General features: G+C 61.3%; 8 protein-coding genes. All 8 read right to left on the bottom strand.

Annotated elements, in window-relative coordinates; genetic code table 11:
• Positions 1 to 382: 382 nt before the first annotated feature.
• Positions 383 to 1,666, bottom strand: coding sequence for a DNA-processing protein DprA (gene dprA / locus HGSM_RS09960; protein ID WP_019148611.1), 1,284 nt, complete (start codon positions 1,664 to 1,666; stop codon positions 383 to 385).
• Between the two features lie 2 nt (positions 1,667 to 1,668).
• Positions 1,669 to 3,252, bottom strand: a complete 1,584-nt coding sequence (locus tag HGSM_RS09955) for a YifB family Mg chelatase-like AAA ATPase (RefSeq protein WP_040594934.1) — start codon at positions 3,250 to 3,252, stop codon at positions 1,669 to 1,671.
• Positions 3,243 to 3,635, bottom strand: coding sequence for a YraN family protein (locus tag HGSM_RS14145; RefSeq protein ID WP_019148609.1), 393 nt, complete (start codon positions 3,633 to 3,635; stop codon positions 3,243 to 3,245). The genes HGSM_RS09955 and HGSM_RS14145 overlap by 10 nt, the downstream gene beginning before the upstream one ends.
• A 325-nt stretch (positions 3,636 to 3,960) precedes the next feature.
• Entirely contained in the window at positions 3,961 to 4,260 is a 300-nt protein-coding gene (locus HGSM_RS09945) for a DUF2469 domain-containing protein (protein ID WP_019148608.1), read from the bottom strand.
• A 14-nt stretch (positions 4,261 to 4,274) separates the two neighbouring features.
• Complete coding sequence (locus tag HGSM_RS09940) at positions 4,275 to 5,114, bottom strand: ribonuclease HII (protein WP_019148607.1); 840 nt, start codon at positions 5,112 to 5,114, stop codon at positions 4,275 to 4,277.
• Between the two features lie 58 nt (positions 5,115 to 5,172).
• A complete protein-coding gene (gene lepB, locus HGSM_RS09935; protein ID WP_019148606.1) occupies positions 5,173 to 5,892 on the bottom strand; it encodes a signal peptidase I in 720 nt (239 codons plus the stop codon).
• 169 nt (positions 5,893 to 6,061) lie between these two features.
• Entirely contained in the window at positions 6,062 to 6,415 is a 354-nt protein-coding gene (gene rplS / locus HGSM_RS09930; protein WP_019148605.1) for a 50S ribosomal protein L19, read from the bottom strand.
• Positions 6,416 to 6,687: 272 nt separating this feature from the next.
• Positions 6,688 to 7,269, bottom strand: a complete 582-nt coding sequence (gene trmD / locus HGSM_RS09925; RefSeq protein WP_051009791.1) for a tRNA (guanine(37)-N(1))-methyltransferase — start codon at positions 7,267 to 7,269, stop codon at positions 6,688 to 6,690.
• Positions 7,270 to 7,334 lie beyond the last annotated feature (65 nt).

The raw sequence follows: 7,334 nt of genomic DNA, 5'->3' as shown, positions 1-7,334 counted from the left end.
TGTAGGCGCGAACAGTCTGCTCTGACAAACCGCGACGTACTGAAACGTATTGGTTGAACTCGGCGATAACCGGGTGCATGCGCGCTTCTCCCCCTTTCCAATCTCGCACTGTTCCGTTGAAAACTGTCATGAATATCTGGACGGCGGCTGCTTTGCCCCAACCAGACTCGAAATCTCGTACGTGACGTGCGGAGATCCATACCAGCCTATCGACGAGTATAAGTTAAGTTCACCCGGGTGGTTGTCCCCATGTCGCAACGCGGAGAACGGTCTGACCTCGGAAAAGGCCGCCAACGCGGCCAAGTAGGCCGATTTTGCTCTCCTGGTAGCCAAAGAAACTGCGCAACAATTCTTTTCCGCGTTTTTTCTATCGGCGTGTCAACTACCCATGTAGGCGCTTCCACCCCATTCCGTCATGGACTATTGCACCGCTGATCTCCAATTCTCCAAGGATTGGTAGAACCTCTTGCGCTAACAGGCCGCAGGCCCTTGCGATCTCATCGACGCTTCGTGCTTTTCGCAGGCTAAGTCCGTCGAGCACTGCGGTGTGGGCGGGGGTCCTGCCGCGAGTCGGCGGCATCTTAATACCTGGGTAGGTTGGGTTGGTCGGGGTTACGTGTGCAGCCGTTGGGCTTGCTGCGGCTGCAACAGGATCCGCCGCCGCGGTCGTGACAGGGCCGGCGCTATTCTTGGCGCTTTCGACACCACCCCTTCCTAGATCAGGCTGGAGCTCTATGCCTACCAGCTCCACAATGTCGCTGGAGGACGTGATCAGAGTGGCTGGGGTTTCGCGCAGGAGCCGATGGCAGCCCGAGGAAAGGGTTGACGTGACGGGCCCGGGAACTGCGCCCACCTGCCGCGACAGTTCAAGTGCGTGGTGCGCAGTTGAGAGTGAGCCGGAACGCCACGCAGCCTCAACCACCAAGGTCACGGGTGTGAGGGCAGCAATCAAGCGGTTTCTCTGGAGGAAGCGAGACCGCATGGGCAATGCTCCTGGTGGCATCTCCGAAACTATTGCTCCGCCTGCTGCGAGGATCGCGCGTTGCAGACCTGCATTTCCCGATGGATAGAGGCGATCCACTCCCCCAGCAAGTACTGCAAGAGTAGGCAACTCATAGGCGAGTGCCGCCCTGTGAGCGCTCGCATCTACTCCAAACGCACCTCCCGACACCACGGGTGTTCCATACGTTGCGAGCCCAGCAACTAGCTGGGAGGTCACGTGCTCGCCGTAGTTCGACATCTCCCTGGAGCCAATAATCGACACTCCAGCGCGGGCACTCACCGGCAAGGCGGAGTCTCCACGCACCCACAGGCAATGGGGCCTCGCAAACTCAAGATCATTGAGGAGTAGGGGCCAGTTCGGGTCGTTCGGCGTGAGCACCCAGGCACCTAGCGCATGCGCGGATCGGGCCTGAGCCTCAACGTTGACATCGGGAAGTCGCGAGCGCCACCGTGCCAAGCGTCGGTCGAGCAGTGCTTCCCGTCCGGCAAACAGCACGCGAACTCGTTCATCACTCTCTGTCGCCCCAACCGGCATGAGCGTGTCAACGGTCAGCCACTGCCACGCGGCTTCGGCCCCAAGCTCCCACACTATTTCGCCAGCCACTACATCGCCGGGCTCGGTGACGCAGGCCCAACCGATTGCGCCGAGTACCTGGTCAATCATTTTCATTCACCTACCCTTGTACGCAAGGAAAGCGCGGACATGACTGACTCCACGGTGAGCGTGGTGCCCTGTTCGAGGTCGCACGTTGTGGCAGCAACGCGGAGCACTCTGTCCGCCCCACGCATCGTGATCGCTCCGCGTTCAGTGAGCGCATTGAGTTCCTTCAAGGCGGGATGGCTTCGGCCAAGCCAGGCTCGTAGCCATGATCCGGACGCCTGCGCGTTCGTGGTCCAGCCAGTGCCTGCGTACCGCTCTTGGGCAATCCGCCTCGCATCCTGAACACGAGCACGAATCTTCGCAGAGGATTCTGGCGGATCACCCAGTTTGCCGGGTGAGACAGGGAGGACCTGAACCTGGAGGTCTATGCGGTCGAGGAGCGGGCCCGAGAGCCTGTGGATATAGCGCCTCCGCTGAATCGAAGTGCACACACAACCCGCCCCGTTGCCATAGGAGTTTCCACACGGACACGGGTTGGCGGCGACCACCAACTGGAAGTCTGCAGGGAAGGTCGCAGCGCCCGAAGCCCGCTGCACCACGACCTCGCCACTCTCGATTGGTTGGCGCAGGGTCTGAAGTACTCGGGTTGAAAACTCTGGGGCCTCGTCGAGGAACAGCACACCGTGGTGAGCGCGCGAGATCGCGCCGGGTCTGAGTACTCCACTTCCGCCTCCAATGATTGCAACAGGTGTTGCGGTGTGATGCGGCGCCTCGAACGGCGGATCGAGGCGCAGCCCCGAGGTAGCGTCAAAGGTTCCCGAAAGGGAGTGTATTGAAGCGCTCTCGAGCGCCTGGTCGTGACTAAGCTCCGGGAGGATCGTAGGTAACCGCTGCGCGAGCATTGTCTTGCCAGTGCCAGGAGGCCCGATGAGCAGGAGGTTGTGACCCCCTGCGGCTGCTATTTCAAGCGCGTGCTTTGCCGACTCCTGCCCGAGGACCTCAGACATATCGATGGCCCGAGCGGCAGGCTGACCGGCAGGCCGGCTGGCAGTCTGCGCCGCGTGTAGTTCCCGCGTGCCATCGCCGTGGTGCGCATCCGTGACCGCCCTTCTGGGGTCTTCACACTCCACGGATACATCGCCACCTAGGCCTCGCACGACATCGCCGAGGTGCCAGACGCCCTGCACGTCCACACCAGTGATGAGTGAGGCCTCTCCAAGATTCTCGGCTGGAACCACAATCCGGGAGTACCCTGCGAGCTTGGCGGCGTGCACCGCCGGCAGGACACCGCGAACGGCATGGACCCTACCGTCTAGACCTACCTCCCCCACAAAAGCTGTGGTCTTCACGTGGTCTTGTTCGATGGCGCCGCAGGCCCCAAGCACACTGACCGCGATCGACACATCAAACCCGGATCCGGATTTCGGGAGAGCCGCGGGCGCTAGATTGACGGTGATCTTGCGGGCAGGGAACTCGATCCCACATGAGGTGATTGCCGCGCGCACTCGATCGCGCGCCTCTGAAAGGGACGTGTCCGGCAGGCCTATCAGGGTGAAGCCCGGCAGCCCCGCACTCATGTGCGCCTCAACGTTGACTACATGCCCTCGCAGTCCCACGAGGGCGATGCCACTTGCCCGCCCTAACGCCATGAGGTTACGTCCTCGAGGTGGCTCACCACGGCGCCGCGCAGGATGCGGGTGTCCGGCTCTAGATCAACGCGGACCGTGACCACGTCAATGCGTACAAAAGGTGTGTACGAATCTCGGTTGGAAAGCCATGCGCCCGCAAGCCTGCTCAGCGCGGCAAGTTTCTTCTCGGTAACGGCCTCGGCAGGGCTGGAAAGCAGCGCCGTGGTGCGTGTCTTGACTTCAACAAAGCACACAGTGTCGCCGTGCTGGGCGATGATGTCGAGTTCGCCGCGCAGGTCGCCCTTCCCGCGCCAGTTCCTCTCGAGGATGACATAGCCGCCCATTTCGAGGGCACGCGCCGCAAGGAGTTCGCCGAACACGCCTACGTCTTGCCTGTTTCGCAACTGGACGGAGCGGACTGGCTCATTTCCTTGGGGGCCGCGCTGTGCGGGATGTGTCGGTTCGGAGCTTGCAGGTTTCGCCTGAGGGTGCGGATTGTTGGCTGGGGGGCGCGTTTTCGGCGCGCGAGGTGCGGAGACGCTCGTCTGGTTCATCCCACTAGCGTGAGCGAAAAACACCCCGTTCGGCGGACGACAGTGCGGATCCGTGGATGAGGGAACTGTGGCAACACATGTGGATCACGGTGCGCCGCAGAACACCCCGCGCGCCCCCGCAGTCTGGCCTCCACACAACACCCGTGGCGCTCCGCTACTCGCCTAGCCGAACAAGCTAGATTTCTAGCTCGTTCCTGGTCAGTTCCTCCACGTTGACGTCCTTGAACGTCACCACGCGCACGGACTTCACAAATCTCTTGGTACGGTACACATCCCACACCCAGGCGTCTTGGAGGTGCACTTCAAAGTAGACCTCACCCGCTGCGGATCGCACTTGGAGGTCAACCTTGTTGGCAAGGTAGAAGCGGCGCTCAGTTTCTACCACGTAGGAGAAGAGCTGTACTACGTCTCGGTACTCGCGGTAGAGGGCGAGTTCGAGGTCAGTTTCATAGTTTTCGAGGTCGTCTGCACTCACGGTGTTATCTTCTCCTATTCGCCGTCACCAGCAGTCTCACCCGCGCCGGGGAGATGCCAACTTAGTCTGTGGTGAATTGTAGTGCCGATGTCGCGAAGCGCCTGGGCATGCCCGGACGATCCGTATCCCTTGTTGGTAACCCACCCATACTGAGGGAACGAGGTATCGAGTTCACTCATGAGGCGGTCTCGCGCGACCTTCGCAATCACGGACGCGCCAGAAACTGCCGCGCATGCCAAGTCAGCCTTCACCCTTGTGACGACCTTGGGTTGCGTGTATCCCTCGACGGCCACATCCGGGGTTTCTTCGAGGAGCGAGAACAGGTCGGTTTCAGGTTCCGTCAGCCAATCGTGCGAACCGTCGAGCAGGACCGTGTCGATCGGCCCAAGCCGGGACTCGACAGAGGCAATCGCGCGCTGGCCGGCGAGCCGAAGTGCACCGATGATCCCGTGTTCGTCGATCTCTTGAGGTGAGGCAGAGCCCACAGCGTAGTCGGTGGACCAGCCTTGGATAAGTGGGACGTATGCGTCCCTCATGTCTGGGGAGATCTCTTTGGAGTCGGTGAGGCCAATGGGCGGGTCGACGGTGTCGGCACCAACCACGCAGACTCCTACAACCACGGGGCCCGCAAGGGCTCCGCGTCCCACCTCGTCCATACCCGCAACGAGGCGCGAGCCTCGTTCAATAAGGGAGCGCTCGTGCGTGAGATCGGCGTAGACGCGCTGTTTTGCAGCGCCAGGCTGTGCCTTGCGCTTGAGCAGCGCCTCGTGGTGTTTGACTACGAGCGCCCGTGCAGTGTCTTCCTGCGTTGGGGTCACAGCAAAGAGGTAGTTTCCTGCGACGTCTTCATTCATGATGCGGGTGCTTCAACTTTCGGGTGTGTTACTCGTGGGGTGCGCGGACGTGCAGGGTTTAGTCCTGGGGCTCCGGCACCTTACGGAACACCTCGGAGGGGTTCTTGAGCCATTCAGCGCGGTCCAGCGGCCACATCTTCACAAAGGCGGTGCCCACCACGTTATCAATCGGGACGAACCCTCCGCCGGGGCCGCCCATGTTGTATCGCGAGTCGCCGGAGTCGATCCGGTTGTCGCCCATGACCCACAGCGAGCCTTCAGGCACGACCTGCTCGAACTCCACCACGGAGGGTTCAACGCCAGGCTTCAGGTACAGGGTTTCATCGATGGCCTCACCGTTGACGGTGACTTTTCCATCGGTCGTGCAGCAGGCCACCGTGTCTCCGGGAAGCCCAATGACTCGCTTAACCAGGTGCGATCCAGCGTCCTGCGGGAGCACGCCGATGAACGTCAGAACGTCACGTACGAATGCTTGGCCCTTGGTGTCTTCCACCGGCATTGCGCTGAGCCAACCGCCCGGGTCCTTGAACACGACGATGTCGCCGCGGTGGATATCAAAGACGTCTGGAACCATCTTGGATACGAGGATGCGATCGCTCTCCTTGAGCGTGTCCTCCATCGATCCCGAGGGGATGTAGAAGGCTTGCACGAGGAAAGTCTTGATGAGCCAGGAGAGGACGAGAGCGCTGACCACGATGATGGCGGTTTCTCTCAGGAACGACCCCTTCTTCGGGGCCACTTCTTCGGGTTCGTCTGTCCCGGGCTGGTATGCAGTCACCTAAGTAAGCCTGCCACTTCGTTTGATTCGTCATGCGGAAATTGGTGGAATCTTCACCCAACATTCCAAGTTGGCCACCGTCGAACCATACAGCAAGAGGCGGCTGCTTTCGCGGGCCGCCTCTTGCTGTCAACGATTCGGGTAACAGGTACCCGTCACGCCAGTGAGATCACTTGGAGGTGTTCTCGCGCTTTTCCTTGATCTTGGCCTTCTTACCGTGCAGTTTGCGCAGGTAGTAAAGCTTCGCACGACGAACGTCACCACGGGTGATGACCTCGATCGACTCGATGGTTGGAGCGTGAAGTGGGAAGGTACGCTCGACGCCTACGCCGAAGGAAACCTTGCGAACGGTGAAGGTCTCACCGATTCCGCCACCAACGCGAGCGATGCACACGCCCTGGAATGCCTGGACACGGGAGCGGTTGCCTTCAATAACCTTGACGTTCACCTTGAGGGTGTCGCCGGCACGGAAGGCTGGACGCTCTACGAGCGCGCCCTCGGTTACGAAATCCAGCTTCTGCATTTCATTTCTCCTCGTCCTGCCACAGGTCAGGAACGAACTAAGGGGCCCTGTCCTAGTTGGACGGGTCCCGATTCGAACATCGGATTTGTGATGCGCTTACGTCCCGCAAGATCCCCTATGGCAGACCTCATGGACACACACCAAGTATCTATTTTCGCACACGGGGGCGGAGGTCCGCTATCGCGGACGCTCGCCTAGCCGCGTTACTCGCGTCACGTGTTCGCGGTGGTTGCGGCCCTGATTTTCGACGATTGGGCTAGCTCCCGGCGCGCCTAGCCTTGGGTTGGCGGCTCGGTTGGGCGCAGGTAGCGACCGTCACTTTGACGCCGCCAGCCTGCTTCCTGGAGCAGCGCCCGGTCCGCCTTGTTGAGGTTCTCCGGGGGCATGGCCTCGATCATGTCGGGGCGTCGGGCGATCGTCTTGGCGAACGCCTGGTCTCGGCGCCACCGTGCGATTTTGGCGTGGTGGCCGGACAGGAGCACCTCGGGCACTTCCTTGCCCTGCCAGTCATTGGGCCGCGTGTAGACGGGGTACTCGAGCAGGCCGGCGGCACCGTGAGACTCTTCCACGAGGGATTCGGGGTTACCGATAACCCCGGGCAGGAGTCGGGCGATCGCCTCGATCATGACAATCGATGCGACTTCTCCCCCGTTGAGTACGTAGTCGCCAATCGACATCTCGCGGACCTCCACCCCGGTCTCGCGGTAGTGGGCGGCCACGCGGGAGTCGATTCCCTCGTAGCGTCCGCAGGCAAAGATGAGGTGGTCAGCTTGGGCGAGATCCTCGGCCACGCGCTGCGTGAAGGTGTCTCCTGAGGGGGTGGGCACCACGAGAACAACGCGCGGTGCGGCCACAGGTTCCCTGCGTGCCTTCAAGCAGAGAATCCAAAGCAACGCCCCACACGTCGGGGCGCATGACC

It is taken from the genome of Timonella senegalensis JC301, from assembly GCF_000312125.1.
In the GTDB taxonomy this organism is placed as follows: domain Bacteria; phylum Actinomycetota; class Actinomycetes; order Actinomycetales; family Cellulomonadaceae; genus Timonella; species Timonella senegalensis.
This window is presented reverse-complemented; position numbering and strand designations above follow the sequence as displayed.

What these genes read in the sequence shown, in the direction of transcription:
- dprA (WP_019148611.1), bottom strand. Translation starts at nt 1,666, where the DNA reads ATGATTGACCAGGTACTCGGCGCAATCGGTTGGGCCTGCGTCACCGAG.
- HGSM_RS09955 (WP_040594934.1), bottom strand. Translation starts at nt 3,252, where the DNA reads ATGGCGTTAGGGCGGGCAAGTGGCATCGCCCTCGTGGGACTGCGAGGG.
- HGSM_RS09940 (WP_019148607.1), bottom strand. Translation starts at nt 5,114, where the DNA reads ATGAATGAAGACGTCGCAGGAAACTACCTCTTTGCTGTGACCCCAACG.
- rplS (WP_019148605.1), bottom strand. Translation starts at nt 6,415, where the DNA reads ATGCAGAAGCTGGATTTCGTAACCGAGGGCGCGCTCGTAGAGCGTCCA.